This window comes from Pantoea stewartii, assembly GCF_011044475.1.
Taxonomy (GTDB): Bacteria; Pseudomonadota; Gammaproteobacteria; order Enterobacterales; family Enterobacteriaceae; genus Pantoea; species Pantoea stewartii.
This window is the reverse complement of the sequence record NZ_CP049115.1, coordinates 1559952-1585884: the sequence shown is the minus strand read 5'-3', so window position 1 is coordinate 1585884 and position 25933 is coordinate 1559952. Positions and strand designations below refer to the sequence as shown.

Sequence of the window (25933 nt, the reverse complement as noted above, 5' to 3'; positions counted from 1 at the left end):
GCTATAAAGTACTGGAAGGCACGCGGCAAAAATGTGGCCTGAGCGTGGGTACGCAGGACCTGTTTTTGCAACGCGCATAAAGAGATCAGTGTTGGGTTTTAATGAAACGAAATGAAAGAAATAATATTGTTTAGTGATTTTTCTCACTAAATAAGGGTTATTTAGCGGTCTCAGGATCCGCTGTGAACATTTTATCCTGCATTCTGCAGCGACTCTATCATGCCCGCTTTTGCCCGTTTATGTGTATTTGACCGCTTTGCCTGTCCGGATAGTCCGACGAATCCGATTGAGAGAACGCTGACGAATACGCATGATGACCGCATTGCGCACGACAGGGCGCTACGGCTGTTGCAAAATGGATGTTTTTTAGGCAGTTAGCTGCGCTTGCTGGGCACTTCACAGAATGCGAACGTCGTGACGTGCGCGATTGCGCTATCATCTTCCACTCAGAGAAGTTGGGGCTCGATTTTCTTAATGTGGTACAGGATGAAATCGCTGTTTGCGTTGCCTTTATTCATGGTCGCCGCCGTCCAGGCTGATCCGGTGCAGAAACTGTTTTCTGACTGGCAGTTAACCTGCAATAACGCGGCCTTTTGCGTTGCGCGCAGCACGCAGGGTGACCGTGGTTTGGTGATGACCCTGTCGCGACATGCCGGGGCGGATGACCAGCCCCTGTTACGTATTGATTACGGCAGTGCCTATAGTGGTGCGCTGCCGGGGCCGGCGCTCAAAGATAATCTGCTGGTGGATCAGCGTCGTCTTCGTCCTGATTTCAAGCACTGGGACGTAGAGCCGCATCATCTTGCGACCCGCAACCCGATTGCCATTAACGAATTTCTTGAACTCACCATGGATGCAAAAAATCTGCAGCTGACGTTCAGCGCCAGCCCACAGGTTTCATTGCGTGGCATGAAAGCGGCCCTGTTGTATATGGACGACGTGCAGGGGCGGGTGAATAGCATGAGCGCCTGGGTTCGACGGGGCGAACGCAACGGCGTGCCTGCTGCTCCGGCGATTCCGCAACTGCCACCTCCCATGGCCGCGCCTGTACCGCTGACGCGGGAAGAAACCAGTGGCCTGATCGATTACGGCACCTGGCGGGTTAATTCAGACACCTGTTCGCTCGATCCATTGCGACGCGAAGTCAGCGTCTCGCCGCTGACGGACAAAAAAGCCTTGCTGCTGGTGAGCTGTGAGATGGGGGCGTATAACGTGATCGATCGGGCGTTTGAAGTGACGCGCGCGCCGCCCTATGTGGCACGCGGTGTCAGCCTGACTTTACCCTTTACGCCGCCCGAGGGAGGAGAGCGCCAGCTGGAGCTGATTAATGCGGATTACGATGCGGCAACCGGCCAGCTTTACACCTTTGGTAAAGGGCGGGGACTGGGCGACTGCGGTACAGCGTCCCGCTGGCAGTTTAACGGTGAGCACTTTGTGTTAGCGGAATATGCCGAAGAATCAACCTGCGATGCCTGGCACAGCAGCGATGACTGGCCCACGCTCTGGGTAAGCCAGTCAGCCTCTGCGGATGGCAGCCGTTAAGGAATCGCCTGCACCATCATGGGGGAACCGGTCTGATTGCCCACCAACTCCGCCAGCAGGTTATTTACACCGTCACTCATTGGCGTGAAGCGGGTCAGGGGAGATCGGGTCACCACCACAAAAACGCCCACATTATTCTGCGGCACCATCGCTATATAGGTGATGAAACCCCCGCCACCGCCGGTTTTCTGAATGATGCCCGGACGCCCCTTTGACGGTCCCATATAAACCCAACCCATGCCGAGAGCGTCGGCTTTACCTGGCACGTCCATTCCATCCACTTTGTGAAGCTGATCGCGACGGTAGATTAATGTCTGCAGGCGGTCGATCTGTGGCGTGCGGCGATTCACGGAGGAGTTCAGAAACTGCTGCATCCAGCGTCCCATATCATCCGGCGTTGAATAGACGCCACCGCTGCCGATAGCCGCCAGCGTGTTATTACACGGACTGGCTCCTTTTTCCGCCACCATTAAACGGGCGCACTGTTCGGGTGACGGGGTAAACGTGGTGTCCTTCATGCCCAGCGGGCGGGTGATCAGCTGCTGAAACAGGGCCGGATAGGGTTTACCCGCCGCACGTGACAGCGCATCACCCAACAGATCGTAACCCAGGTTGGAATAGGCCGCATTGGTGCCGGGGGCCGCTTTCAGGCTGGCGGTGTTCAGCCAGTTCCAGCGCTCACTTTGCGTAGGCCAGACAAAAACCGGACGATGCGGCTTACCGCCGGGCTGCTCGCGCGGCAGGCCACTGGTGTGAGTGGCGAGGTTAATCAACCGAATCGGTTGACCGTCGAAACCAGGGACCCGTTTTCCCGGAGGCGCATACTTACTCAGCGGATCGTCCAGACGAATCTCGCCGCGCTCGGCCATTTTTACCATCACCTCACTGGTCATTAATTTACTGAGCGAGGCAATACGAATTAACGAATCCTTTTGCGGACGAATATTGTTGCCGGGCCGGGTATCACCAAAGCTGGTAAAGACGCGCTGATTACCGTCTATTGCCACCAGGGCCATGCCGGTGGCACCACTGGCATAAAAGATATGCTCTGCATAGCGATCGACAATCTGGGAGGCCAGTAAGGGATCGGGCGCAACCTGCGCCGTGCTTTTAAGGGGAAGCAAAGAAACCAGTAAAGCCAGTAAATAAGGAGTGCGCATTTTCAACGGAGAGGGCTTCGCTATAGGAGTCGGGTGAAAACCTATAGTAATCAGTTTAAGGATGACGGGAAGAGCAAAGCACAGTTTTTTTTATTTCAGATTACAGTCAGCTGGTGATGGCGGCCATGGACATCAGCGGGCGGGGGATATGTTTTGCCCCGCAGAGGCCGCCGGACCGAGCCGCTGCACTGGCGGCGTGGCGCGCCGCAGTTCATGGCCGTTTGTACATGCGCCTGGGATGGCCCACTTTGCCATACAGCATTTCTACCGTCAGAAAGCCGGTTTCCACGCAGTGCTCCAGATAGCGACGGGCGGTTGTTTTACTGAGCCCGGTTTCGGTCATCACCTCATCAACCGAAAAAAGCCGCGTGGTGGCTGGCGTAAAAAGTGTCTGGACCCGCGCGAGAGTCGTTTCCTCAATACCTTTGCTGCCGTTATCGTGCGGGTAGTTCTTCGCCTGTAGCTGATAAAGGACATCGACATTTTTCTGATCGACAATCTTCCATGTGCGCTGCTGGTCTGCGAAAGCGATAAAGTTGGCAAGCGAGCGGTTAAGCCGTTTCCAGGACACAGGTTTAAGGACGTAATCGAAGGCGCCGTTGCGGATGGCCTGGCTACAGGTATCCATATCACTGGCCGCCGTAATAAAAATAATGGAACAGTTTGCGTGGGCCAGCAACGGATCGCCAATCAGGGTGATGCCTTTGCCATCGGGCAGATAATTATCCAGCAATAGCAGCTGTGGCGCACTGATGGCAAGCTGCTGTCTGGCTTCTGCCAGTGACCCGGCGATACCGATCAGCCTGAGTTCAGGGTGTTTACCAATCAGTTCGGCATGAAGCTGAGCCAGTTCAGGCTCATCTTCCACAATCAGGACAGTCACAGGCTCATGTTGCATCGCGGACCTTCTCCGTTTCCGTTACGGGACAGCGGTGGGTTTGCGCGCAGGGGATAAACAGCGAGAAAATGGCGCCACGTGGCACATTGTCGCTGACCTCAATGGTGCCCCCTGCGCGGGTAATATAGCTTTCTGTTAAATACAGCCCGATGCCGTGATCGCCCCGGGTTTTCGTGGTGACGCCACGTTCAAACATGTGTTCGCGGATGGCAGGTGCAATGCCCACGCCGTGATCCGCCACTTCGATGATCAGCTCACGGGCGCTGAGCTTAATCAGCACTTCAACAGGTTCATGAGGCATCGGGGCGCGTTGCGTGGCTTCAATCGCGTTGTCCAGCAAATTGCCAATGACCGAGATCAGTTCAGCCTCTGACAGTGGGGGAAAGGGTTTGTCCATCAGACATGCGGGATCAAAGTGGAGGATAACGCCTTTTTCTCTGGCGCGTGCCGCTTTGCCCAGTAACAAGCCGCACAGCAGTGGCGAGCTGAAGCGTGCGGAGACAAAGTCCAGCCACTCCTGCTCGTGTTCTGACTGCGCCTCAATGTAGTCAATCGCGTCTTCAAAACGCCCCATGTGCAACAGCCCGGAAAGCGTGTTCATTCGGTTAAGCTGCTCATGCCGCATAATGCGCAGATTATCGACATAACGTTTCACCTGGCTGAGCTGGGCGCTAAGGGAGTCGATGTCGTTAAAATCGCGGAAGGAGATGACCCAGCCCATCAGCGCGTCCTCCAGCATGATACGTACCCGGCTGGCGATGACGGTGAGCGCGTTAAACTGGCTAATCTCATCGTGGGTATCTTTCTCCAGCATCACGGGCTGCGATAAAAAGGGGACGGGCGAAATGATCTGGCTGACAGACTGCCCTCGCAGCGCCTCGGCGGACTGTGAAAGGCCTAACAGCTTTCGGGCGGCCTGGTTGATCACTTCGATCTGCAGGTGTTCATTGATGACAATCACGCCTTCATAGATCGATTCCATCATGGCGTTTTGCTGACGGACCATCAGGCCGATCTCGCGCGGTTCCAGCGAGAAAATCTGTTTTTTAATATTGCAGGTGAAAAACCAGGAGAAAATAAACAGGGCGATAAGCACCAGGGCCGCCACGATCAGCAGGTTGATCATGTTGCTGAACGTGATGGCATCCAGATAGCGGGCGAGATAACCAACGGACACGATACCGACCACCTGCCCGCGATCGTTCAGGATAGGCGATTTGCTGCGCAGGGAGATTCCCAGTCCGCCTGTCCGGATGGTGGTGATACTTTTCCCTGCCAGCACTGCCGCGTTGTCTCCGCCGACCAGGGGTTTGCCAACCCGGTCCGCCGTCACCGAGTGAAAAAGGTGCAGGCCACGGTTATCGCCAATCACCATAAAACTGGCATCGCTTTTCCGGGCAATAGCCCTCATCAGCATATTAATGGCCGGGATATCCCGATCCGCCACCGCTTTTCTCAGTTCCGGAATCAGCGCGATTTCATCAGCCTGAACTTTGGCGCGCATGCTCATCGCCTGATAAAGCTGCCGGGTGATGCTGACGTAGTAATAGCTTCCCAGTAACACGAACAGGACAGACGAAAAAACAACGAGCGAAAGAAACAGCTTCGTTTGAAATGACAATTTCATGACTGTCACGCGCATTTTGGAATAATAACTTCAATGTATCATCTTTTTAACAATAGACACTACATGCGTTTATCTGTTTGATATTAATGGGATTAAATCGTTTTCAGAGGGCAGGGAAGCGTCAGCAAAGGACAAACAACGGCTGCGGGGAATAAAAACCATAAACACCACGACGATTACCAGGATGCGGATCACGATCTGGAAATAACACCATTAAAACTTTATGCCAGATACCTTCTCCTTCACGTAATTCCGCTTTTTTTCACGGCATTCTGAAAAAAAACGATGATGCAAAGAGGTTAATAATGCGCTCACCTGATAATTCTTTTCTGTCTGATACGCTGGCCCGTTCACCGCGCAGGAAAACCCTGAAGGAGCAGTGGTGGCATATTATGGATAACTGGAAAGTCGGGATTATCCCTCTTCCTCTGTTTGTGCTGGCCGGTGTGCTCATTGCACTGGACTGCCTGAGCGGGAAACTGGCCAGCGATATCGTCGTCATGGTCGCCACGCTGGCCTTTTTTGGTTTTGCCTGCGGTGAATTTGGCAAACGTCTGCCGGTGGTGGGCCGTCTGGGCGCCGCAGCTATCTGCGCAACCTTTATTCCCTCTGCGCTGGTCTATTACGGGTTACTTCCCGATATCGTGGTGACCTCAACAACGCAGTTCTATAAATCGACCAATATTCTCTATCTCTATATTTGCTGCATCATCGTCGGCAGCATCATGAGCATGAACCGTACGGTGCTGATTCAGGGCTTTCTGCGCATCTTTTTTCCCATGCTGTGCGGTGAAATCGTGGGCATGATTGTCGGCATGGGCGTCGGATTAGCGTTGGGGCTGGAGCCGTTCCAGATTTTCTTTTTTATCATTCTGCCCATTATGGCGGGTGGCGTCGGCGAAGGGGCCATTCCGCTCTCCATCGGCTATGCGGCGTTGCTCCATATGGATCAGGGCGTAGCGCTGGGCCGTATCCTGCCGATGGTGATGCTGGGTGGCGTGACCGCCATTATTATTTCCGGCTGCCTGAACCAACTGGGTAAACGTTATCCGCACCTCACCGGGGAAGGCCAGCTGATGCCGAATGTCACGAACGTTGAGCCCGAGCCGCTGCAGTCCGTTTTTTCCGGTAAAGTTGACGTAACGGCCATTGCCTCCGGGGCGCTGCTTGCGGTGCTGCTCTATATGGTGGGGATGCTGGGGCAGAAGCTGACAGGGTTGCCTGCGCCGGTAGGGATGTTGTTCCTGGCCGTGCTGGTGAAACTGGTCAATGGCGTTTCGCCCCGTATTCTGGCCGGTTCGCAGGTGGTCTATCGCTTTTTCCGCACCGCCGTGACCTATCCCGTCCTGTTCGCTGTCGGTGTGGCCATTACGCCGTGGCACGTGCTGGTCACCGCGTTTACGCTCACCAATCTGCTGGTCATTATCAGCACGGTCAGTGCGCTGGTCGCAACGGGCTTCTTCGTCGGGAAAAAGATTGGCATGCATCCCATTGATGTCGCCATTGTTTCCTGCTGCCAGAGTGGGCAGGGCGGGACGGGCGATGTAGCCATTCTCACCGCCGGTAACCGCATGGGCCTGATGCCGTTTGCTCAGATCGCGACGCGTATCGGCGGAGCCATCAACGTTTCGCTCTCTTTGCTGCTGCTGAGCCACTTTTTAAAGTAACGGTTGTTAAGGTCAGCAAGGCGGCAGGATTAACCACAGCATGCAGGGACACGGCGAAAAACGTGGTTACCGAAGAAGGTGGGTTTTCAGAGAGCAGCACGCCAGCGTCAGGCTGGCGTGCTGAGAGCAAAACCGCGATCCGGCTGAGGAAGCCGGATCGCGTGAGTGCGAGGATTATGCCGGTTTCAGCAGGGCTTCGGCATGGCTGACGATGTTTTCGATCGTGAAGCCAAACTCCGCGAACAGCTTTTCTGCTGGCGCAGATTCACCGAACGTAGTCATCCCGACAATGGCACCGTCCAGCCCGACATATTTATACCAGTAATCTGCAATGCCTGCTTCCACGGCCACGCGTGCTTTCACAGCGGAAGGCAGCACGGATTCGCGATAAGCCGCATCCTGCGCGTCGAACAGATCCGTTGAAGGCAGTGAAACGACCCGCACCTTGTGGCCGCCGGTCGTCAGCTTCGTTGCTGCACCCAGCGTGATCTCCACTTCAGAGCCGGTGGCAATCAGAATGACGTCTGGCGTGCCCTCACAGTCTTTCAGGACGTAACCGCCGCGTTTGATATTCGCCACCTGTTCCGCCGTACGCTCTGGCTGTGCCAGATTCTGACGCGACAGGATCAGGGCGGTAGGTCCATGATGACGCTCAATCGCAGCCTGCCAGGCCACAGCGGTTTCCACCTGGTCGCACGGACGCCAGACGCTCATATTCGGCGTAACGCGCAGGCTGGCAATCTGCTCTACCGGCTGGTGGGTTGGACCATCTTCACCCAGACCGATTGAGTCATGGGTATAAACCAGAATCTGGCGGGCCTTCATCAGGGCCGCCATGCGCGCGGCATTACGGGCGTACTCGACGAACATCAGGAAGGTCGCGGTATAGGGCACAAAACCACCGTGGTGGGCAATACCGTTACCAATGGCTGTCATACCAAATTCACGCACACCGTAGTGGATATAGTTCCCGGCCGGATCCTCTTTGATGGATTTCGAACCTGACCAGATGGTGAGGTTACTGGGGGCGAGGTCGGCAGAGCCGCCCAGGAATTCAGGCAGCATTTTGCCGTAGGCTTCCAGTGAATTTTGCGAGGCCTTGCGGCTGGCGATTTTTTGCGGATTCGCCTGCAGATCGGCAATGAATCGGGCAGTTTCCGCTTCCCAGTTTGCGGGCATTTCGCCGTTCATACGCCGCGTATATTCTGCGGCCAGTTTAGGATAAGCCTGCTGATACGCGGCAAACTTATCGTTCCAGGCTTTTTCGCGCGCCGCGCCAGCTTCTTTGGCATCCCACTGCTGGTAAATCTCTTGAGGAATCTCAAACGCCGGATAATTCCAGCCCAGTTGCTTGCGCGTCAGGGCGACTTCTTCTTCACCCAGCGCGGCCCCGTGTGCCTCTTCTTTACCGGCTTTATTCGGTGAACCAAAGCCAATAACCGTGCGGCAGATAATCAGTGACGGCTTATCGGTGACGCTTTGCGCTTCTTTAATTGCGGCTTTAACGGCTTCGGCATCGTGACCATCAATTTCACCGACCACGTGCCAGTTATAGGCTTCGAAACGTTTGTGCGTGTCATCCGTAAACCAGCCTTCGGTCTCTCCGTCGATGGAAATGCCGTTGTGGTCATAGAAGCCGATCAGTTTGCCCAGACCAAGTGTTCCGGCCAGTGAGCAGACTTCGTGGGAAATCCCCTCCATCAGACAGCCGTCGCCCATAAACACATAGGTGAAGTGGTCAACGATATCGTGTTGTGGACGGTTAAACTGCGCAGCCAGCGTCCGTTCCGCAATGGCCAGACCCACGGCGTTTGCCAGACCCTGACCCAGCGGACCGGTCGTGGTTTCCACGCCCGGCGTGTAGCCAATTTCCGGGTGGCCCGGTGTTTTGGAGTGCAGCTGGCGGAAGTTTTTCAGCTCTTCAATCGGTAAATCGTACCCGGTCAGGTGCAGCAAACTGTAAAGCAGCATTGAGCCGTGACCGTTAGACAGGATAAAGCGGTCACGATCCAGCCAGGCGGGGTTGGTCGGATTATGCTTGAGGAAATCGCGCCACAGCACTTCGGCGATATCTGCCATGCCCATTGGCGCACCAGGATGACCGGATTTTGCTTTTTGTACCGCATCCATACTTAATGCGCGAATCGCATTCGCCAACTCTCTGCGTGAGGACATAAAGGGTCTCCCTTGTTAAGCATCAGGGCGGGAGTGAGCCCGCCCGGTAAAAGAGGGGAAAAACTACAGGCGCGCCGCCAGCACATCTTCCAGTTTTTGCTGGTCAACGGCGAACTGGCGAATACCGTCTGCCAGTTTTTCGACCGCCATAGGGTCCTGATTATGTTCCCAGCGGAACTCCGCTTCGGACAGCGGCGACGGCTGATGGAAACATTCAGTGGAAGGCTCAAGCTTACGCTCTACGGGCGCCTCGCTGTTCTGTAACTCTTCCAGCAGGTTAGGTGACAGCGTCAGCCGATCACACCCGGCCAGCGCCAGTACCTGTTCGACCTTACGGAAGCTGGCACCCATGATGATGGTGTCATAGCGATGCTTCTTATAATAATCGTAAATACGGCGCACCGATTTCACGCCCGGATCTTCGTCGACGTTATACGGGTCCATGGGCTTGCGGCTGTTGTACCAGTCATAGATACGGCCGACAAACGGCGAAATCAGATAAACCCCGGCTTCGGCGCAGGCGCGCGCCTGGGCAAAGGAGAACAGCAGCGTCAGGTTGCACTGGATACCATTCTTTTCCAGCTCTTCTGCGGCTTTAATGCCTTCCCATGTGGAGGCCAGTTTGATCAGGATGCGAGAGCGATCAATGCCGTGCTCTTCATACATGCGGACCAGCTTTTCTGCTTTCGTGACGCACATGCCACGATCGAAGGAGAGGCGCGCATCCACTTCGGTCGAAACACGGCCTGGTATGCTTTTCAGAATTTCCATACCGAGGTTAATGGCCACTTTATCGCTGGCGTTAATAATCTGCGTTTCTTTGCTGCCACCCTGTTTTTTCGCGTAGTCGATGGCGTCATCAATCAGATGTTTGTAAGGCTGGAGAGCAGATGCTTTCAGAATAAGCGAAGGGTTAGTCGTCGCATCTTGTGGGTGATAATTACGGATGGACTCAATATCGCCACTGTCAGCCACCACGGTCGTGAACTGTTTAAGGGCTTCAAGCTGGTTCATTTCTACACTCCTTGAAAAATACGTTGTAACAAAAGGGAACACCTCTGGCCTCGTGCCCTAATCAGTGCAGACATTACCCGTCGTAGTAACGCCGACTCACCACATTGCAACAGACCGGGTGCAGTGAAAATGCGTTTTCTCTGAATGTTGTGCGATGAGGGTTGCGCGCAACCACCCGAGATGACATTTCTGCGGATAACGACTGTCCAGCCATTAAGGATAGCAGCCATGAAAAATGACGCAGGGTAGACTGTGGCAATCTGTGCGTTAAGAAAGAAGGTTCTTTGAACCGCCTCACCGCTTTGTGATGGTGTGCTTTCTATACTGAACATCCACTTACCTGGCGAAGAAGGATGTCTAATGGATGACCAACTGAAGCAAAGTGCGCTTGATTTTCATCAGTATCCCACACCCGGAAAAATTCAGGTTTCCCCCACCAAACCCCTTGCCACCCAGCGGGATTTGGCGCTGGCCTATTCTCCTGGCGTGGCGGCGCCCTGTTTAGAAATCGCCGCCGATCCGCTGGCGGCGCACAAGTACACCGCGCGCGGCAATCTGGTGGCGGTGATTTCAAACGGTACGGCGGTACTGGGGCTGGGGAACATCGGCGCACTGGCCGGGAAACCGGTGATGGAAGGCAAGGGCGTTCTGTTTAAGAAATTTGCGGGCATTGACGTTTTTGATATTGAGGTCGACGAACAGGATCCCGATAAGCTGATCGAGGTGATTGCCGCGCTGGAACCCACGTTTGGCGGAATCAATCTTGAAGATATCAAAGCGCCCGAGTGTTTTTATATCGAACAGCAACTGCGGCAGCGCATGAAAATTCCGGTGTTTCATGATGACCAGCATGGCACGGCCATCATCTGTACGGCGGCGGTGCTGAACGGACTACGCATCGTCAACAAGGCTATCGCTGATGTACGGCTGGTGGTGTCAGGCGCGGGCGCATCGGCCATTGCCTGTATGAATCTGCTGGTCGCGCTGGGCTTGCAGAAAGACCATATTCAGGTGTGCGATTCGAAAGGGCTGATTTACCGTGACCGCGAACCCAATATGGCGGCCACCAAAGCCGATTATGCCGTGGAGGATCACGGCAAGCGCACGCTGGCCGACGTGATCGAGGGCGCAGATATTTTCCTGGGCTGTTCCGGACCGGATGTCCTGACGCAGGATATGGTGAAAAGCATGGCGAAAGATCCGCTGATTCTGGCGCTGGCAAATCCCCATCCCGAAATTCTGCCGCCGTTGGCGAAAGCCGTACGGCCGGATGCGATTATCTGCACCGGACGTTCTGATTTTCCTAATCAGGTGAACAACGTGCTCTGCTTCCCGTTTATCTTTCGTGGCGCGCTGGATGTGGGGGCCACCGCCATCAATGAAGAGATGAAGCTGGCGGCCGTACACGCCATTGCCGAACTGGCACAGGCGGAACAAAGCGACGTAGTGGCTTCGGCCTATAGCGATCAGGACCTGCGCTTCGGACCGGACTATCTGATTCCCAAACCCTTTGATCCACGTTTAATCGTGCAGATAGCCCCTGCCGTGGCGAAAGCGGCGATGGCGTCCGGCGTGGCAACCCGGCCTGTGGCTGACTTTGATGCCTACCGGGAGCAACTCACAGAGTTTGTGTATAAGACCAACCTGTTTATGAAGCCGATCTTTTCCCAGGCGCGTAAAGCCCCGAAACGGGTGGTGATGGCGGAGGGCGAAGAGGTGCGGGTGCTGCATGCTACGCAGGAGCTGGTCTCGCTGGGGCTGGCGAAACCCATCCTGATAGGTCGCCCCAACGTGATCGCCATGCGGTTAGAAAAACAGGGGCTCAAAATTGAGGCCGGAAAGGATTTTGAAATCGTGAATAACGAATCCGATCCCCGCTTTAAAGCGTACTGGAATGAGTATTACCAGATGATGAAGCGGCGCGGTGTCACCCCCGAGCAGGCGCAGCGCGCCGTTATTGGCAATCCGACCCTCATCGGTGCCATCATGGTCTACCGTGGTGAGGCCGATGCGCTGATCTGCGGCACCATCGGCGATTATAACGAGCACTACGAAATTGTGGAGCGCGTGCTGGGCCTGCGGAGTGATGTGAAGGTGGCCGGAGCCATGAATGCGCTGTTACTGCCGAATGGCAACACGTTTATTGCGGATACTTACGTCAACGCCGATCCTACACCGGAACAGCTGGCGGATATTACGTTGATGGCGGCGGAAACCGTCCGTCGCTTTGGGATTGAGCCGCGCGTGGCGTTGCTGTCGCACTCCAGCTTTGGCACCTCCAGTGCGCCTGGTGCGCAGAAAATGCGCGATGTGCTGGCGCTGGTGCAACAGCGCGCGCCTGAGCTGGAAATCGACGGGGAGATGCACGGCGATGCGGCGCTGGTGGAAAGCATCCGGCGGGAAATCATGCCCGACAGCCCGCTGAAAGGCAGCGCAAACCTGCTGATCATGCCCAACGTGGAAGCGGCGCGCATCAGCTACAATCTGCTGCGCGTGTCCTGTTCGGAAGGCGTAACGGTCGGGCCGGTGCTGATGGGCATGACCCGGCCGGTGCACGTGCTGACGCGCATCGCGTCCGTGCGCCGGATCGTCAATATGGTGGCGCTGGCGGTGGTGGAAGCGCAGACGCAGCCGCTGTAATCAACCGGGGCGGCGACCCGGGTTGCCGCCCCGGCACGTTCCTGAGCCGGCAGCGTGGATTACTCAGGCAGGTTGAGCCAGTTTTTCACCGGCAGGAAGTCACGGTAGAGCGCGGCCTCGGGTGAGTCAGGTTCAGGATGATAGTTATATTCCCAGCGCACCATGGGCGGCAGGGACATCAAAATGGATTCCGTTCTGCCTCCGGTTTGCAGGCCAAACAGCGTGCCCCGATCCCACACCAGATTGAACTCTACATAGCGACCCCGGCGGTAAAGCTGGAACTGGCGCTCGCGGTCGCCATAAGGCATGTGCTTGCGGCGCGCCACAATCGGCTGGTAAGCGTCCAGAAAGCCCCGGCCGACGGCCTGAATAAGGGCAAAACTTTGTTCAAAGCCCGGCTCGTGGATATCGTCAAAAAACAGCCCACCAATACCGCGTTGCTCGTCGCGGTGTTTCAGATAGAAATAGTCGTCGCACCACTTTTTAAACCGGGGATAGACATCCTCGCCAAAAGGCTGGCAGATATCGAAGGCGGTCTGATGCCAGTGCAGCGCATCTTCTTCAAACCCGTAAAACGGCGTCATATCAAAGCCGCCGCCAAACCACCAGATCGGCTCGGCACCGGGTTTTTCGGCAATGAAAAAGCGCACATTCGCATGACTGGTCGGTACATACGGGTTGTTGGGATGGATAACCAGCGAAACGCCCATGGCTTCGAAACTGCATCCGGCCAGCTCAGGACGATGTGCCGTCGCGGAGGCGGGCATCTGGTCGCCATGAACGTGGGAGAAATTCACGCCAGCCTGTTCAAACACGGCACCATTACGCAGCACACGGCTTCGTCCACCGCCACCGCCGGGGCGTTCCCAGCGGTCTTCAGTGAACTGCGCGCCACCGTCTTCGGCAGTCAGCTTGCGACAAATCTCATCCTGCAAATCCAGCAGGAACGTTTTTACGCGGGAGATATCAGGCATGGGATAGGCTTCTCTTAGTAAAAATTGGCCGTGATTATAGCTGATCTACTATGACATTCGACGATCATACTCATCAAAGTAGTTAATGATACCTGTGGCGATAGCCGAGGCAATCTTCTGCCGAAAGGCGGTCGTGCCCAGCAACTGCTCTTCGCGCGGATTGGTAATAAAAGACGTTTCCACCAGCACCGAGGGAATGGACGGCGACTTCAGCACGGCAAAGGCGGCCTGTTCGGTATGCTGACTGTGAAGGTGATGCACCGGGCGAATCTGGTCCAGAACGTGTTTGCCCAGGGTCAGGCTGTTTCTGATGGTGTCCGTTTGCACCAGATCGAACAGAATCTGCTGTAAATACTGGTCCTGCTGTTCCACGTTGGCTCCGCCGACCTTGTCCGCGTCATTTTCACGTTTCGACAGGTAACGCGCCATGCTGCTGCTGGCACCCCGATTGGATAACGCGAACACAGAGGCACCGCTGGCATCCGGGCTGGTATAGCCATCCGCATGGATTGACATAAACAGGTTCGCACCGTGCTGATGCGCAATCTCCACCCGCTGGTAGAGCGGAATGAAATGGTCGCTGTCACGCGTCAGGCGGACCTCGATACGCGGATGTGACTGCAGCAGACTGCGCACATTACTGGCGATGTCTAAAACAATGTGTTTTTCTTCGGAACCCTCTTCGCCGACCGCACCCGAATCGATACCGCCGTGGCCCGGATCGAGCATCACGATGCGCTTGCCGTTGTTAACCCGCGGCCTGGGCGACGAGGGTCGGGTGGAGAGCGAAGCCTGCTGTTCCTTCGCCTGCACCGCGCGCGGGGACAATATGGCGAGCGCCAGCCCGGACAGCAGCAGCTGGCGACGATGAATTAAACGTTTGAGTAAGTGCATGTGCATGTCCCTGAGCAGTCATAATGCACCGTGTTATAGCGTAACATTCTGCCCGGTGCGATCTTTCAACCATTTCAGGTTATTACTTTGTTTTTCAGCCTGGTAACCGGCAATTTCTTTTTTTTTAACGTTGCCGTCAGCAGCCAGGGTTGCACCCGCCGAAGAAAGCGTGATAATCAGCAAATTGAGGTGAACTGCAGGTACAGAAGATGGAAATCCGCACCTTCCGCCAGGAAGATTTTGAAGAAGTGATCACGCTCTGGGAACGCTGCGATTTGTTACGGCCATGGAACGATCCGGAGCTGGACATCGAACGCAAAATGCATCATGACGCCGACCTGTTTCTGGTGGCGGAAGTTGGGGGCGAAGTCGTCGGTACCGTAATGGGCGGTTACGATGGTCACCGTGGCGCGGCTTACTATCTGGCGGTGCATCCGGATTATCAGGGCCGCGGCTTTGCCAATGCCCTGATGAATCGCCTGGAGAAAAAACTCATTGCGCGCGGTTGCCCTAAAATTCACCTGATGGTGCGGGAAGAGAACGACCAGGTCGTTGCCTTCTATGAAAAGCTGGATTATGAAACGGTCGATGTGGTGTTGCTGGGCAAACGTTTAATCGAAGATCGTGAATATTAATTCGGTCTGGCCGCCTGAGGAGTACGACGACAAAGGGCAACTGCGCCTGCCGTTTCTTTTCTGGCTGATTCTGCTATTGCAGTCGCGCACCTGGTGGCTCCTGGTGATGGCCGGCGCGTCACGCCAGCAGGGAAACGATCTTCTGGCCCTTTTCTATCCGGATCGCCAGGCGTTCTGGTCAGGACTGGTGTTGGGTCTGCCAGCGCTGTCGGGGCTGTTGCTCACGGGCTACCGGTCGCGTTTACCCCGAGTGTGGCGCAGTTGGCGCCTGGTGCTGGTGGTATCGTTAGGGGCGAATTTGCTCTGGCAGAGCGTACAACTCGTCCAGACCGATCTGCTCAGCTCACCGTTGCCGCTGCTGTTTACGCTGTTTGATCTGCTGGCACTGCTGTGGTTACTGATCAGTGTCCGGCTTCGCGCCTGCTTTTTGCCGCCACACGATCCCGAATAAACTTTTTGCCGCTTTGCGACTCCAATCCGTTTTGCCCAGGTCTATTTATTAACAGGAGTTTTCATGAAAGCTGTTCGTTACACGATACTGACGGTGGCCATGCTGGTCAGTGGGTGTGCCAGTTCCTCCGGCCCTGACGCCAACAGCAGCCAGCAGGTACGCTGGTGGAATCCATTGAGTTACCACTGGTCTTCTGCGCTGCCATGGAACTGGTTTGGTCCTTCACTGACGATCAGCGATCAGGGCGTTGGTGGGATCAACAGTGCCACGGCGATGAACGAATCGGCCATCAAAGACGGGCTTAAGGGCAACTACGATCTGCGTCAGGGCATGCGTGGCCAGAACGGTCAGGTGGTGTCCTTCTGGCAGGCGATGAAGGACGGTCAGGTTAAGCTGGTCATTTATGGTCAGTCACAGGTTGACCGCATTGAGGTGACGGACAACGACATTGCCAGTGCCGACGGCAGCAAAATTGGCGATGCGTTTAGCGCCAGATATGACAAAGCCTTTAATAACTGCATTGTGGCTGCCGGGTTAGACAATCATGACGTCGAATGCCGTGTGCCTGGCAGCCCGCATCTGCGCTACGTTTACAGCGGGACCTGGCACGGTCCGGAAGGATTACTGCCCGCCGATGACACGCTGAAAAGCTGGAAACTCAGCAAGTTCGTCTGGCAGCGTTAAGCCCCGTAATTTTTGCCTCCCGCAGGGCGTTCAGTGCGCCCTGCCAACCCAATTCTGTTTTTGCGCATTCTTTTCCCGCCGCCTTATGCCTTTTTCGACTTTGAAATCAACAAACGATATATAAAACCGTTACGGGTTTACGCTGAGTTATAAATAAACTGCTGTATCTGCGGATGAGATCTGCATCAAATTTCTTCAGGGTGAACCATGACCTTCAAAGCGATGAAAAAAATCGTGAGCGGAATCGCGCTGTCGCTGGGCCTTGCTGGCGCCGCGCACGCCACAGAGCTGTTAAACAGTTCTTATGACGTGGCACGTGAACTGTTCGTCGCCCTGAACGCGCCTTTTGTCAGCCAGTGGGATGCGCAACATCCGGACGATAAACTCACCATCAAAATGTCGCATGCGGGTTCTTCTAAACAGGCGCTGGCCATCCTGCAAGGGCTGCGTGCCGATGTGGTGACCTATAATCAGGTGACGGATGTACAGGTGCTGCATGACAAAGGCAAACTGATCCCGGCCGACTGGCAAACGCGCCTGCCGAATCACAGTTCACCGTTTTATTCCACCATGGCGTTTCTGGTTCGCAAGGGTAACCCTAAGCAGATTCATGACTGGTCCGATTTAACCCGTGACGACGTGAAGCTGATTTTCCCGAATCCGAAGACCTCGGGTAACGGGCGTTATACCTATCTTGCCGCCTGGGGTGCCGCAGAGAAAGCGGACGGCGGCGACCAGGCAAAAACGCGCGCCTGGATGACACAGTTTCTGAAAAACGTCGAGGTTTTCGACACAGGCGGACGCGGCGCCACCACCACCTTTGCTGAACGCGGTTTAGGGGATGTGCTGATCAGCTTCGAATCTGAGGTCAACACCATTCGTAATCAGTACGGCAAAGAGGATTACGAAGTCGTGGTGCCAAAAACCGATATCCTGGCGGAGTTCCCCGTCGCCTGGGTCGATAAAAACGTTGAACACAATAAAACAGCCGACGCGGCGAAGGCTTATCTGACCTGGCTGTATTCGCCCGAGGCACAGAAAATCATTACGGACTTTTATTATCGCGTGAACAATCCGCAGCTGATGGAGCAGCAAAAAGATCGCTTTCCAGCCACACAGCTGTTTCGGGTTGAAGACGTATTTGGTAGCTGGAATAACGTTATGAAAACCCATTTCGAAAGTGGCGGTGAACTGGATCAACTGTTAGCGGCGGGGCGTGGATAATGTTTGCAGCCAGCCAAAAACGTGTTTTGCCCGGTTTCGGCCTGAGCCTGGGCACCAGTCTGCTGTTTACCTGCCTGATTCTGCTGCTGCCCATCAGCGCCCTCATCATGCAGTTGTCGCAGATGACATTGCAGCAATACTGGGACGTGGTGACCAATCCCCAGCTGATTGCAGCCTATAAAGTGACGCTGCTGTCGGCCGGCGTTGCCTCATTGTTCAATGCCCTGTTTGGCATGCTGATGGCCTGGGTTTTAACGCGTTATCGCTTCCCGGGTCGCACGCTGCTGGATGGTTTAATGGATTTGCCCTTTGCATTGCCAACCGCCGTCGCAGGGTTAACCCTGGCCGGTCTGTTTTCGGTAAACGGCTGGTACGGTCAATGGTTTGCTCATTTCGACATTAAGATTTCCTACACCTGGATTGGTATCGCGCTGGCGATGGCCTTCACCAGTATCCCGTTTGTTGTCCGGACGGTGCAGCCGGTGCTGGAAGAGTTAGGTCCGGAATACGAAGAGGCGGCGCAGACACTGGGCGCAACGCCCTGGCAAAGTTTCCGTCGCGTTGTGCTGCCGGAAGTGGCTCCGGCGTTGCTGGCGGGCACTGCGCTGTCGTTTACCCGCAGCCTGGGCGAGTTTGGCGCGGTGATCTTTATCGCGGGCAATATTGCCTGGAAAACAGAAGTGACCTCACTGATGATTTTCGTCCGTCTGCAGGAGTTTGATTATCCGGCCGCCAGCGCCATCGCGTCGGTCATTCTGGCGGCGTCGTTGCTGCTGCTGTTTGCCATTAATACCTTACAGAGCCGCTTTGGCCGTCGTCTGGGAGGTCACTAATGGCCGATATTTCGCAACTCAATCATGCCGATCGCCAGCCCGTAAACTGGGGTAAATGGCTGCTTATCGGCACGGGTGTGCTGATCTCGGTGCTGCTGCTGGTGGTGCCGATGGTCTCCATCTTCTGGGAAGCGCTGCACAGCGGGCTTGGCCTGACTCTGCGTAACCTGACCGACAGCGATATGCTGCACGCGATTTGGCTGACCGTACTGGTGGCGCTGATTACCGTGCCGGTTAATCTGGTCTTCGGCACCTTGCTGGCCTGGCTGGTCACCCGCTTTACGTTTCCTGGTCGCCAGCTGTTGTTAACCCTGTTTGATATTCCGTTTGCGGTCTCGCCGGTTGTGGCTGGCCTGATGTACCTGCTGTTCTGGGGCATTAACGGTCCGGCAGGCGGCTGGCTGGATGCCCACAATATTCAGGTGATGTTCACCTGGCCGGGTATGGTGCTGGTCACCGTCTTCGTGACCTGTCCGTTCGTGGTTCGCGAACTGGTGCCGGTCATGCTGAGCCAGGGCAGTCATGAAGATGAGGCTGCGGTGCTGTTGGGCGCGTCGGGCTGGCAGATGTTTCGCCGTGTGACGTTACCGAATATTCGCTGGGCAATGCTGTACGGCGTGGTGCTGACCAATGCCCGCGCCATTGGCGAGTTCGGTGCGGTATCTGTGGTATCCGGCTCCATTCGCGGCGAAACCTACACTTTGCCGCTTCAGGTCGAATTACTGCATCAGGATTACAACACGGTGGGTGCCTTCACTGCCGCCGCGTTGCTGACCGTCATGGCCATCCTGACCCTGTTTTTGAAAAGCATTGTGCAGTGGCGCTTAGAGCAGCAGCACAAACGCCTGCAACTGGAGGAAAATCATGAGCATTGAGATTAAACAAATCAACAAATCCTTTGGTCGCACAGCGGTGCTGAACGATATTTCACTGGATATCCCGTCGGGCCAGATGGTGGCGTTGCTGGGGCCGTCCGGTTCCGGTAAAACGACCCTGCTGCGAATTATCGCCGGGCTGGAGCATCAGAACAGCGGCCAGATTCGTTTTCATGAGCATGACGTCAGTCGCCTGCATGCCCGCGATCGTAAAGTCGGGTTTGTTTTTCAACACTATGCGCTGTTCCGCCATATGACCGTGTTTGACAACATTGCCTTTGGCCTGACCGTGCTGCCGCGTCGTGAGCGGCCATCCAGTGCCGAAATCAAAAATCGTGTAACACGTCTGCTGGAGATGGTGCAGTTGTCGCATCTCGCAAACCGCTTTCCGGCTCAGCTCTCGGGTGGTCAGAAGCAGCGCGTGGCGCTGGCAAGAGCACTGGCCGTCGAGCCGCAAATTCTGCTGCTGGATGAGCCTTTCGGTGCGCTGGATGCCCAGGTGCGTAAAGAGCTGCGCCGCTGGTTACGCCAGCTTCATGAAGAATTAAAATTCACCAGCGTGTTTGTCACGCACGATCAGGAAGAGGCAATGGAAGTTGCCGACCGCGTCGTGGTGATGAGTCAGGGCAGCATCGAGCAGGTGGGCACGCCGGATGAGGTCTGGCGCGATCCGGCGACGCGCTTCGTGCTGGAATTCCTGGGCGAAGTTAACCGCTTTGACGGTGAGGTTCATGGTTCCCAGTTCCATGTCGGGGCGCATCACTGGCCGTTAGGCTATACCTCCGCCCATCAGGGCGCGGTTGATCTGTTCCTGCGTCCCTGGGAAATTGATGTTTCGCGTAAAAGCAGCCTGGAAACCCCTTTACCGGTACAGGTCCTTGAGGTGAGTCCGCGTGGCCATTTCTGGCAGTTGGTCGTTCAGCCTGCGGGATGGCAGAGCGAACCTTTCTCGCTGGTGTTCGACGGTGATCAGACCGCGCCACTGCGCGGCGAGCGCCTGTTTGTCGGGCTGCAACAGGCCAGGCTCTATCAGGGCGCCACGCCATTGCGGGCAGTTGCCTTTGCGCACAGCGCCTGATATTTTCTTTTTCACGCAGGGCGGGACAATGTCCCGCCCTTTTTTAATGTTTATACCGTCATACCTCAGGCTCTGGCCTGATTCGTAACGGTATCGTTTCGCCAGGATATGCACCGTGACCACTCTGGAACACACAATCGGTAATACACCGCTTATCAGGTTACAGCGCCTGACGCCTGACAATGGCAGTGAGATCTGGCTGAAACTGGAGGGCAACAACCCCGCAGGTTCCGTCAAAGATCGCGCAGCCTGGTCAATGATTCATCAGGCGGAACGGCGAGGCGAGATAACACCGGGCGATCAGCTGATTGAGGCCACCAGTGGCAACACCGGTATCGCGCTGGCGATGATCGCGGCGATGAAAGGCTACCGGTTGCGCTTACTGATGCCGGATAATATGAGCCAGGAGCGGCAGGATGCGATGCGTGCCTATGGGGCCGAGTTAGTCCTGATAGGTCGGGAGCAGGGCATGGAGGACGCGCGTGATTTAGCCCAGGCGATGGCGGCGCGCGGTGAGGGAACGGTGCTGGACCAGTTTAATAACCCGGACAATCCACTGGGCCACTACCAGACCACGGGACCGGAGCTGTGGGCCCAGTCGAATCAGCGCATGACGCACTTTGTCTCCAGTATGGGCACCACCGGCACGATTACCGGCGTAGGGCGGTTTTTAAAAGAACATAAGACGGGCGTGAAAGTGATTGGCCTGCAGCCTAAAGAAGGCAGTAGCATTCCTGGGATTCGCCGCTGGCCTCAGGCGTATTTGCCCGGCATTTACCGGCCCGAGTTGGTGGATGAGGTAATTGATATGGGGCAGCAGGAAGCCGAAGAGACCATGCGGGCGCTGGCCCGGCGTGAAGGTATTTTCTGCGGCGTCAGCTCAGGCGGATCGGTCGCGGGCGCACTGCGTATTGCCAGCGCCCATCCTGGAAGCGTCGTGGTGGCCATTGTTTGTGACCGTGGCGATCGCTATCTCTCTACCGGCGTTTATCAGTAACGTCACGCAGCCATTACGCCCTCTGAAGGCTTATGCTGCGCTGTCGGCTGCCTGAGTCTTGTTTATTTGGCTAAGCTTACTGGCATCTGTAAGGATCGCGTAAAACTGGCTGCGCGTTTCGCTGGCCCGGTTCAAAATAGCGCCAGTGACTTAAGAGAGATAACAATGAAAATCCTGCTGGTAGATGACGACGTAGAATTAGGCACGATGCTGAGCCAGTATCTGATCACGGAAGGCTTTGATACGCAACTGGTGTTAACCGGCACTGCCGGTGTGCAGGGGGCGCTGTCCGGTGAATACAGCGCCATGATTCTGGATATTATGCTGCCGGATATGAGCGGCACCGATGTCCTGCGCCAGGTGCGCCAGCAAAGCCGTCTGCCGGTGATTATGCTGACGGCCAAGGGCGACAATATTGATCGGGTTATCGGCCTGGAAATGGGGGCCGATGACTATATGCCCAAGCCGTGTTATCCCCGTGAGTTGGTGGCGCGCTTGCGTGCCGTTCTGCGTCGGATTGAGGAGCATGCGCCTCTGCAGGATAAAAAAGAGACGCTGCAATGGGGAGAGTTAACACTCAATGCGGCCAACCGCGTGACGGAATGGCAGGGGAAAGCCTTTGATCTGACCGCCTCTGAATTTAATCTGCTGGATTTGCTGCTGCGTTCACCGGACCGGGTGGTGACGAAAGACGAGCTGTCTGAGAAAGGCCTGGGACGACCGCGTGAAGCGTACGATCGCAGCGTGGATGTGCATATCAGTAATATCCGTCAGAAGCTCAGCGCGCTCACCGCCGACAGCATCACCATCGAAACCGTTCGCAGCATTGGTTATCGCATTCGATGAATCAAACTTACCGTGGGCGCATGTTCTGGAAGATCCTGCTGGGGTTCTGGCTGGTTTTCCTGATTATCAGTCAGCTGATCTGGCTGGGTTTCTCACTTTCCGGTACGCGGCATCATCCCCCTGAATATTTGGTCACCCAGCGGCTGGCTGACGCGCTGATGGCGTCAGCCGTGTCGGTGCTGGAGCGGGGCGGCCCGTCAGCGCTGGATGCGATGATGGCGGAGTGGGCCCCGGAAGATCGGGCGTTTTTGCATGTACGCGCACTGGATAATCTCCGCAACGCAGAGGCACCGCCGCTTGCGCCCGAAACGCCCGAAAAATCCTTTTTTCCCGACCATCTTATGCGCCAGGCACAGAGCCCGGACGGCAAGAGCTATGAGCTGCTGTACGATCTGAAAGGCATACGCACAATGAGCCGGGAGGGGAGGCCACATAATTTCCTGAATATTCCTGAGCCCATGTTCATTTTCGCCGGGTCTGTGGGGTTGCTGTTTAGCCTGCTGCTGGCATGGAACCTGACGCGCCCTATGCGACAACTGCGTGAAGGTTTTTCGCGAGTAGCCAATGGCGACTTAAGCATCAGGCTCTATCCTGCGCTGCGTAAGCGTCATGACGAGCTCTCCAGCGTGGCGCAGGCGTTCGATGCCATGGTTGAACGCCTGGACACGTTGGTGCGTGCCCGTGAAGCCCTGCTTCATGACATCTCTCATGAACTGCGCTCGCCGCTTGCCCGTCTGCAGCTGGCAACGGGCCTGACGCGACAGCGGCCAGAAAACGTGAATGACTCGCTGGATCGCATCGATGAAGAGGCACAGCGGCTGGATAAGATGATTGGTGAACTGTTAACCCTGGCGCGTGCCGAGCATGAAAGTGTGCCGGGCGAACACTATTTTGATTTGGCCGGCTTATTAGAGGCGGTGGTTACCGATCTCCGTTATGAAGCGCAGATCCCCGGCGTCGAGGTCGTGTTTAACGTTGATGAGCAGGCCGATCATACCGTACGCGGGAATGCTGAGTTATGCCGGCGAGGCATTGAGAACGTGCTGCGTAATGCTTTACGCTTTTCGCTGCCGGGTCAGCGCATTGAGGTCAGCCTGCAGGTTGAGCAACAGTGGCTGGCGATTCAGGTGCGGGATCAGGGGCCAGGCGTCGATGAGAATAAGCTGTCCAGCATCTTTGATCCCTTTGTCCGGGTCAATTCGCCGTTATTGGGTAAAGGCTACGGGCTGGGGCTGGCAATTGTGCGCAAAGTGGTACTGGCGCATCATGGCGAGGTCAGGGCGGTTAACCGGCCTGAAGGCGGACTGGAGCTGACACTGCGTTTGCCCCGCTGGCAGCCGCATTAAGCAGAGACGTGAAGCATAGAAGCATAAGAGAACGGCACCCTGAGGTGCCGTTTGTGTATTACTTTTTGATGCGAATCACCGGGGTTTCACCCACGACGACCTGACCAGACAGTTTTGTCAAATCCTTGATTTCATCCATATTGGAAATGACAACAGGGGTCAGTGTGGATTTTGCTTTCTCTTCCAGCAGCGGCAGATCGAATTCGATCACCACGTCGCCTTTTTTAACCTTCTGACCTTCTTCGGCGATGCGTTTGAAGCCTTCGCCTTTCAGTTCGACGGTATCGATGCCGAAATGCACGAACAGCTCAATGCCATTATCGGATTCGATTGAAAAGGCATGGTTGGTTTCGAAAATCTTGCCGATAGTCCCATCAACCGGCGCAACCATTTTGTTGCCGCTTGGTTTGATCGCAATACCGTCACCCACGATTTTTTCTGCAAACACCACATCTGGTACGTCTTCAATATTCACGATTTCGCCAGACAGAGGCGCCACGATATCAATTGTCCCAGCGCTATCTGTTTTTTCGCCAAAAAGTTTAGAAAACAAACCCATGATCTTCTCCTAAGCAGTAATTTGGGGCCAGCATCTCGTGGATCAGCAGAGCGTTTTTTCTTTAATGAACTTGTTCACCAGGTTCATCAAGTCTTCCGCCGTAGGTTGAGCCAGTGCCTGCTCTGCCAACGCCTTCGCATCTTCGAAATGTGTATTACGAATAATTTTCTTGATGCCAGGGATAGAAATGGCACTCATGCTGAATTCGTCCAGCCCCATTCCCAGTAACAGTAGTGTAGCACGTTCGTCACCTGCCAGCTCACCACACATGCCAGTCCATTTACCTTCAGCATGAGACGCATCAATGACTTGCTTGATGAGGTTCAGTACCGAAGGCGTCATCGGGTTATACAGGTGCGAAATCAAATCATTACCACGATCTACTGCAAGAGTATACTGCGTCAAATCGTTTGTCCCAATGCTAAAGAAGTCGACTTCTTTCGCCAGGTGACGTGCAATCACGGCAGAGGCAGGCGTTTCCACCATAATGCCCACTTCGATTGACTCGTCAAACGCTTTACCTTCTTCGCGTAACTGCGCTTTCAGCAGCTCCAGTTCCGCTTTCAGCGTACGCACTTCTTCAACCGAAATGATCATCGGGAACATGATGCGCAGCTTACCGAAAGAAGAGGCACGTAAGATAGCACGCAGCTGTGCATGCAGAATTTCCTTACGATCCATCGCAATACGGATGGCGCGCCAGCCCAGGAACGGGTTTTCTTCTTTAGGCAGGTTCATGTAAGGCAGGTCTTTATCACCGCCAATATCCATGGTACGGACGATCACGGCCTGCGATCCCATGGCTTCTGCGACCGCTTTATACGCCTGGAACTGCTCTTCTTCGGTCGGCAGTGAGTCGCGATCCATAAACAGGAACTCAGTGCGGTACAGGCCAACACCTTCTGCGCCGTTGCGCTCGGCACCGGCGATATCGCGTACCGTACCGATGTTGGCGCAGACTTCAACCTGATGGCCATCCAGCGTAACAGCCGGCAGATCTTTCAGCTTCGCCAGCTCGTGTTTTTCAGACAGATACTGATTCTGAACCGCTTTCAGCTCTTCCTGAACCGCCTCAGACGGATTAACGTGAATCGCATTGTTCACCCCGTCCAGGATGATGAAATCGCCGTTTTTAATGGTGGCGGTCACGTTACCGGTGCCGACAATCGCCGGGATTTCTAACGAGCGTGCCATGATTGAGGTGTGCGAGGTACGGCCACCCAAATCGGTAATAAAGCCCAGCACCTTTTTCAGATTCAGCTGTGCGGTTTCGGATGGCGTTAAATCTTTCGCCACCAGAATAGATTCTTCCTGGATTGCGCTCAGGTCGACAATGTGCAGACCTAAAATGTTTTGCAGCAGACGCTTACCGATGTCACGCACGTCTGCCGCACGCTCTTTCAGGTATTCGTCGTCCAGCTCCTCCAGGGCTTTTGCCTGGGCGTCGATGACGGAGTTCACAGCAGCATCAGCAGTGGCGTGATCTTTTTTGATCAGGTCGATGATTTCCTGCTCCAGCTCTTCGTCTTCCAGCAACATAATGTGGCCTTCGAAGATGGCTGCTTTTTCTTCACCCAGGGATTCGCTGGCTTTGATACGAATGGCTTCAAGTTGCTCAGCCGCTTTGCTACGTCCTTGCAGAAAGCGCTGAACCTCCTGCTCAACCTGGTCATCTGAAATTTTTTTACGGTTGATGACGATCTCGTCTTCTTTCAGCAGCAGAGCTTTGCCGAAAGCGATACCTGGTGATGCTAAAATGCCTGAAATCATAACCCTACCTTTTTATCACGATGGCTGACTGGACTCGTTGCGTT

At 55.3% G+C, this 25933-nt stretch carries 22 protein-coding genes; 13 read left to right on the top strand and 9 right to left on the bottom strand.

Features of this window, described 5'->3' with window-relative positions; genetic code table 11:
• Positions 1-474 precede the first annotated feature (474 nt).
• On the top strand, positions 475-1542 hold the full coding sequence (locus tag G5574_RS07480) for a DUF1176 domain-containing protein (protein ID WP_006118388.1): 1068 nt from the start codon (positions 475-477) through the stop codon (positions 1540-1542).
• On the opposite strand, the gene ampH is transcribed toward G5574_RS07480, so the two are convergent.
• The 3 genes from ampH to G5574_RS07465 all read right to left on the bottom strand — a co-directional run bounded on the left by ampH (position 1539) and on the right by G5574_RS07465 (position 5227).
• Positions 1539-2702, bottom strand: a complete 1164-nt coding sequence (gene ampH / locus G5574_RS07475; protein WP_170317965.1) for a D-alanyl-D-alanine-carboxypeptidase/endopeptidase AmpH — start codon at positions 2700-2702, stop codon at positions 1539-1541. The genes G5574_RS07480 and ampH overlap by 4 nt on opposite strands.
• Positions 2703-2913: 211 nt before the next feature.
• A complete protein-coding gene (locus G5574_RS07470; protein WP_033740823.1) occupies positions 2914-3600 on the bottom strand; it encodes a response regulator in 687 nt (228 codons plus the stop codon).
• Positions 3590-5227 carry an ATP-binding protein gene (locus G5574_RS07465; protein WP_110268323.1) on the bottom strand — a complete coding sequence of 546 codons (1638 nt, stop codon included), beginning with the start codon at positions 5225-5227 and terminating at the stop codon, positions 3590-3592. Before G5574_RS07465 ends, G5574_RS07470 begins: the two co-directional genes overlap by 11 nt.
• Before the next feature lie 305 nt (positions 5228-5532).
• Here G5574_RS07465 and G5574_RS07460 point away from each other — a divergent pair, with 305 nt between their 5' ends.
• Entirely contained in the window at positions 5533-6894 is a 1362-nt protein-coding gene (locus G5574_RS07460) for a 2-hydroxycarboxylate transporter family protein (protein WP_033740821.1), read from the top strand.
• Positions 6895-7068: 174 nt separating this feature from the next.
• Here G5574_RS07460 and tkt read toward each other — a convergent pair whose 3' ends face one another.
• Positions 7069-9069 carry a transketolase gene (tkt, locus tag G5574_RS07455; RefSeq protein WP_164482390.1) on the bottom strand — a complete coding sequence of 667 codons (2001 nt, stop codon included), beginning with the start codon at positions 9067-9069 and terminating at the stop codon, positions 7069-7071.
• Between the two features lie 63 nt (positions 9070-9132).
• Positions 9133-10083 (bottom strand): transaldolase, encoded by a 951-nt coding sequence (gene tal / locus G5574_RS07450; protein ID WP_033740815.1) that lies wholly within the window; start codon positions 10081-10083, stop codon positions 9133-9135.
• Between the two features lie 360 nt (positions 10084-10443).
• On the opposite strand from tal, the gene maeB reads away from it, so the two are divergent.
• Entirely contained in the window at positions 10444-12723 is a 2280-nt protein-coding gene (maeB, locus tag G5574_RS07445) for an NADP-dependent oxaloacetate-decarboxylating malate dehydrogenase (RefSeq protein WP_033740813.1), read from the top strand.
• Positions 12724-12782: 59 nt separating this feature from the next.
• Here the strand turns inward: maeB and hemF are convergent, their stop codons facing one another.
• Together hemF and amiA are read right to left on the bottom strand one after the other, a co-directional pair.
• Entirely contained in the window at positions 12783-13697 is a 915-nt protein-coding gene (gene hemF, locus G5574_RS07440) for an oxygen-dependent coproporphyrinogen oxidase (protein ID WP_033740812.1), read from the bottom strand.
• A gap of 48 nt (positions 13698-13745) precedes the next feature.
• Positions 13746-14591, bottom strand: coding sequence for an N-acetylmuramoyl-L-alanine amidase AmiA (amiA, locus tag G5574_RS07435; protein ID WP_033740810.1), 846 nt, complete (start codon positions 14589-14591; stop codon positions 13746-13748).
• Positions 14592-14800: 209 nt separating this feature from the next.
• Between amiA and G5574_RS07430 the strand changes: the two genes are divergently transcribed.
• The 10 genes from G5574_RS07430 to G5574_RS07385 all read left to right on the top strand — a co-directional run bounded on the left by G5574_RS07430 (position 14801) and on the right by G5574_RS07385 (position 23560).
• Positions 14801-15226, top strand: a complete 426-nt coding sequence (locus tag G5574_RS07430; RefSeq protein WP_006117810.1) for a GNAT family acetyltransferase — start codon at positions 14801-14803, stop codon at positions 15224-15226.
• Entirely contained in the window at positions 15216-15677 is a 462-nt protein-coding gene (locus G5574_RS07425) for a DUF2919 domain-containing protein (RefSeq protein WP_033740808.1), read from the top strand. The genes G5574_RS07430 and G5574_RS07425 overlap by 11 nt, the downstream gene beginning before the upstream one ends.
• Before the next feature lie 63 nt (positions 15678-15740).
• The gene (locus G5574_RS07420) at positions 15741-16361 is read left to right on the top strand and encodes an RpoE-regulated lipoprotein (protein ID WP_033740806.1); all 621 of its coding nucleotides are present in this window, start codon (positions 15741-15743) and stop codon (positions 16359-16361) included.
• Between the two features lie 207 nt (positions 16362-16568).
• Positions 16569-17585 (top strand): sulfate ABC transporter substrate-binding protein, encoded by a 1017-nt coding sequence (locus G5574_RS07415; protein WP_164482389.1) that lies wholly within the window; start codon positions 16569-16571, stop codon positions 17583-17585.
• On the top strand, positions 17585-18418 hold the full coding sequence (cysT, locus tag G5574_RS07410) for a sulfate/thiosulfate ABC transporter permease CysT (RefSeq protein WP_006117806.1): 834 nt from the start codon (positions 17585-17587) through the stop codon (positions 18416-18418). Before G5574_RS07415 ends, cysT begins: the two co-directional genes overlap by 1 nt.
• Positions 18418-19293, top strand: a complete 876-nt coding sequence (cysW, locus tag G5574_RS07405) for a sulfate/thiosulfate ABC transporter permease CysW (RefSeq protein ID WP_006117805.1) — start codon at positions 18418-18420, stop codon at positions 19291-19293. The genes cysT and cysW overlap by 1 nt, the downstream gene beginning before the upstream one ends.
• Positions 19283-20371 (top strand): sulfate/thiosulfate ABC transporter ATP-binding protein CysA, encoded by a 1089-nt coding sequence (gene cysA, locus G5574_RS07400; protein ID WP_006117804.1) that lies wholly within the window; start codon positions 19283-19285, stop codon positions 20369-20371. Before cysW ends, cysA begins: the two co-directional genes overlap by 11 nt.
• 115 nt (positions 20372-20486) lie before the next feature.
• Positions 20487-21368 carry a cysteine synthase CysM gene (gene cysM, locus G5574_RS07395; RefSeq protein ID WP_164482388.1) on the top strand — a complete coding sequence of 294 codons (882 nt, stop codon included), beginning with the start codon at positions 20487-20489 and terminating at the stop codon, positions 21366-21368.
• 165 nt (positions 21369-21533) lie between these two features.
• Entirely contained in the window at positions 21534-22214 is a 681-nt protein-coding gene (locus G5574_RS07390) for a response regulator transcription factor (protein ID WP_006117802.1), read from the top strand.
• Complete coding sequence (locus G5574_RS07385) at positions 22211-23560, top strand: ATP-binding protein (protein WP_164482387.1); 1350 nt, start codon at positions 22211-22213, stop codon at positions 23558-23560. Before G5574_RS07390 ends, G5574_RS07385 begins: the two co-directional genes overlap by 4 nt.
• 58 nt (positions 23561-23618) lie before the next feature.
• On the opposite strand, the gene crr is transcribed toward G5574_RS07385, so the two are convergent.
• Both crr and ptsI read right to left on the bottom strand, forming a co-directional pair.
• On the bottom strand, positions 23619-24119 hold the full coding sequence (crr, locus tag G5574_RS07380) for a PTS glucose transporter subunit IIA (protein ID WP_006117800.1): 501 nt from the start codon (positions 24117-24119) through the stop codon (positions 23619-23621).
• Between the two features lie 42 nt (positions 24120-24161).
• Positions 24162-25889, bottom strand: coding sequence for a phosphoenolpyruvate-protein phosphotransferase PtsI (gene ptsI, locus G5574_RS07375; protein ID WP_006117799.1), 1728 nt, complete (start codon positions 25887-25889; stop codon positions 24162-24164).
• Positions 25890-25933: the final 44 nt, after the last annotated feature.

Coding starts and splice junctions, on each gene's coding strand:
- G5574_RS07480 (WP_006118388.1), top strand. CDS start 475: ATGTGGTACAGGATGAAATCGCTGTTTGCGTTGCCTTTATTCATGGTC.
- ampH (WP_170317965.1), bottom strand. CDS start 2,702: ATGCGCACTCCTTATTTACTGGCTTTACTGGTTTCTTTGCTTCCCCTT.
- G5574_RS07470 (WP_033740823.1), bottom strand. CDS start 3,600: ATGCAACATGAGCCTGTGACTGTCCTGATTGTGGAAGATGAGCCTGAA.
- G5574_RS07465 (WP_110268323.1), bottom strand. CDS start 5,227: ATGAAATTGTCATTTCAAACGAAGCTGTTTCTTTCGCTCGTTGTTTTT.
- G5574_RS07460 (WP_033740821.1), top strand. CDS start 5,533: ATGCGCTCACCTGATAATTCTTTTCTGTCTGATACGCTGGCCCGTTCA.
- tkt (WP_164482390.1), bottom strand. CDS start 9,069: ATGTCCTCACGCAGAGAGTTGGCGAATGCGATTCGCGCATTAAGTATG.
- tal (WP_033740815.1), bottom strand. CDS start 10,083: ATGAACCAGCTTGAAGCCCTTAAACAGTTCACGACCGTGGTGGCTGAC.
- maeB (WP_033740813.1), top strand. CDS start 10,444: ATGGATGACCAACTGAAGCAAAGTGCGCTTGATTTTCATCAGTATCCC.
- hemF (WP_033740812.1), bottom strand. CDS start 13,697: ATGCCTGATATCTCCCGCGTAAAAACGTTCCTGCTGGATTTGCAGGAT.
- amiA (WP_033740810.1), bottom strand. CDS start 14,591: ATGCACTTACTCAAACGTTTAATTCATCGTCGCCAGCTGCTGCTGTCC.
- G5574_RS07430 (WP_006117810.1), top strand. CDS start 14,801: ATGGAAATCCGCACCTTCCGCCAGGAAGATTTTGAAGAAGTGATCACG.
- G5574_RS07420 (WP_033740806.1), top strand. CDS start 15,741: ATGAAAGCTGTTCGTTACACGATACTGACGGTGGCCATGCTGGTCAGT.
- G5574_RS07415 (WP_164482389.1), top strand. CDS start 16,569: ATGACCTTCAAAGCGATGAAAAAAATCGTGAGCGGAATCGCGCTGTCG.
- cysT (WP_006117806.1), top strand. CDS start 17,585: ATGTTTGCAGCCAGCCAAAAACGTGTTTTGCCCGGTTTCGGCCTGAGC.
- cysW (WP_006117805.1), top strand. CDS start 18,418: ATGGCCGATATTTCGCAACTCAATCATGCCGATCGCCAGCCCGTAAAC.
- cysA (WP_006117804.1), top strand. CDS start 19,283: ATGAGCATTGAGATTAAACAAATCAACAAATCCTTTGGTCGCACAGCG.
- G5574_RS07390 (WP_006117802.1), top strand. CDS start 21,534: ATGAAAATCCTGCTGGTAGATGACGACGTAGAATTAGGCACGATGCTG.
- G5574_RS07385 (WP_164482387.1), top strand. CDS start 22,211: ATGAATCAAACTTACCGTGGGCGCATGTTCTGGAAGATCCTGCTGGGG.
- crr (WP_006117800.1), bottom strand. CDS start 24,119: ATGGGTTTGTTTTCTAAACTTTTTGGCGAAAAAACAGATAGCGCTGGG.
- ptsI (WP_006117799.1), bottom strand. CDS start 25,889: ATGATTTCAGGCATTTTAGCATCACCAGGTATCGCTTTCGGCAAAGCT.